Annotated in this window: 2 protein-coding genes and 1 tRNA gene; all 3 read left to right on the top strand. The window is 61.2% G+C overall.

Annotated elements, in window-relative coordinates:
• Positions 1–29: 29 nt before the first annotated feature.
• Positions 30–113: transfer RNA gene (locus XINFAN_RS18730), tRNA-Tyr, on the top strand.
• A 233-nt stretch (positions 114–346) separates the two neighbouring features.
• On the top strand, positions 347–1,213 hold the full coding sequence (locus tag XINFAN_RS18725) for a hypothetical protein (protein ID WP_124088389.1): 867 nt from the start codon (positions 347–349) through the stop codon (positions 1,211–1,213).
• Positions 1,206–2,276, top strand: a complete 1,071-nt coding sequence (locus XINFAN_RS18720; RefSeq protein WP_124088388.1) for a plasmid recombination protein — start codon at positions 1,206–1,208, stop codon at positions 2,274–2,276. The genes XINFAN_RS18725 and XINFAN_RS18720 overlap by 8 nt, the downstream gene beginning before the upstream one ends.
• Positions 2,277–2,341: the final 65 nt, after the last annotated feature.

Below are 2,341 nucleotides of genomic sequence, written 5' to 3'. Positions count from 1 at the left end.
CGCCCCCCCGGATATTCCCCGCCCTCAGTGGGCGACGTGCTGCAAGGTGCGGCAGCGGACTGTAACTCCGCCGAGGCGACTCATGCCTGGTTCGATTCCAGGGTCGCCCACCATTCTTCCAGAAAAGTGAAGAAAATCAACGATCAGGTACCCCGCATCTGATCTACAGCGCCTTATGCAAATCAATGGGTTATGACGCAGGCGTCCCGCAGTTTCGGGCAGCGCCAACTGCGAAAAAGAAAGCCGCCGGAGGAGCTGGCACTCCGTCCGACGGCACTTTGGATAGTCCTGTCAGGAAAGAATACGCGACCTCACGTCGTCCCGCAACCCTGACGGAGGCTGCGCTATGAGCTGGAAGGTCGCGAATCTTTGTGCGCAGCGCAAATTCGGCAGCCCGGTCCGCAAGCAGATCATCATGTTTCTCGCGGACAAGGCCAGCGATGACGGGTCGGGCATCTGGTGCTCGAAAGGAACCATCCAGCGTCATACCGAATTGGGCGAAACGACGGTCAAGCGCACGATCAACGAATTCCTGCACGAAAGCATTCTGATCGAAACCGGGCGCCGGGCCTGCAAGAACGGCTTCACCATCGTTTACCGGATCATTCTTTCGGCAGTCGGTCGGCTGGATTCGATTGCTGAGCCCGAGGACGAGACGGGGTCCACAGCGGACGGGGTCTTGCGGGAACCCGGTACGGGGTCCGGAGCGGACCCCGTACCCCGTCCACAGCGGCCCCCAAACCATCCTGAAACCATCCCTAAACCTCCTACGCGCGCGGGTGCGCGCACGGCGGCGGCTGAGGTTCAGAAGATCTGGGATGAATACCCGCAGGACAGACGACGAGACGAAGCATCCTGTCTGAACTGGATAGAGGTTGCGATCCGCGAGGTCGGCGAGGCCGATCTCAGAGCAGCGGTACGGGCCTATGCCGAGGAAACTGCGGGATTCACACGCAGCAAGGTCAGCTTTTCGGATAACTGGTTCCGGGCGCAGAAATGGCGCGGGTATGTCGCAGCGGTGCGTGAAAAGGCAGAGGCCGAAGCTGCGCGGCTCGATGCCCATCTCGACCGGGTCGCGGAATGGGTAAAATCCCGGAGCGAGCTTTGCCGCCATCTTTCATTAACCCAGGTACAACTCGCCATCGCAAAGGGACTTGTTACGGCAGAGGAAGCGGAAGCTGCGGGCTTCAGGGATAACAAAACCCATGTCTGATCGCCCGCAGAAGTCGATTTTCGCGCATAAACAAACCTACTCGATGAAGGGCAACAGCAAGAGCCGCTCGGTTCGTGACATCGCACATAAAAACGAGCGCCTCGCCGGTGCGTGCCCGCATGTTGCGCGCCCTCAGCCTCCGATCATTCTGGAGGGTATGCGCCCTTCAGCGGTGGTTGATCTGATTGAAAGCCGCGTGGCCGAGCAGAACCGAATTCTGCGCGGCTTGCGCAAGGAACGGACCGCCCGCAAAGACGTGCTCCGCGCCATTCGCGTCGATACCCATGTGCTGATCGCCAGCGTTTTCAGCTTCCCCGACCCTGTCGCGGAGATGGACGAGGCCGAATATTTGCGCTGGCGAAAGGATGCGATGGACTTCGCCAGGGAGGATGCCGCGCGCAACGGTGCAGAGGTGCTCAGCGTCATCGAGCACCGCGACGAAACCCATCCGCATGTGCATGTGCTGGCCGTGCCCATATGTGCAGATGACAATATGCGCATGGACGCGAAACGCTGCCATGAGGGCCACCGCGAACAAGATCGGCATCGGGAGAGCGGCTGGTCTGGGTCGCCATCCCGCAGCTATAAACAGGCCATGCGCGCCTGGCAGGATCGCTATCATGCTGATGTCGGCGCAAGACATGGGCAGTCGCGGACAGGGCCGCGCAGACGCCGTCTGGATCGCGCAACATGGAAGGCCGAGCGCGACAGGCTGGAGGCGCAGAAGGCGGCGAGCATTGCCATCGAGCGCGCCGTTGAGGCGAAAGCCATCGCCGAAGAGGCGCACGCCCGCCTTCAGGACGAGATGACAGTGACGCTCGCCAGCATGATCGAGGATGCCGAAACCGCCCATTTGATCGCAGAGGAAGGGCTGATCGCAACGCTGCGCCACCGGCGGACCGATGCCCTGCTGATCGACCGGCTCATCGCCGAGCCACCGGTGCCGATGCGCACGCGCCGCCCGGAGGAGCGGATCGAGCTGAACCGGGTCTTGCAGCCGGTCATTTCGGACGGGCTGCAACGCCTTCATGAGCTGCTGCTGGTTTCGTGGACACGAAGATAAGATCGTGACCAAGGAACTGGAGAGTGGATATGACGAGACGGAAGTTCAGCCGTGAGTTCAAGATC

The sequence above is a fragment of the Pseudogemmobacter humi genome (assembly GCF_900609055.1).
Classification (GTDB): Bacteria; Pseudomonadota; Alphaproteobacteria; order Rhodobacterales; family Rhodobacteraceae; genus Pseudogemmobacter; species Pseudogemmobacter humi.
This window is presented reverse-complemented; position numbering and strand designations above follow the sequence as displayed.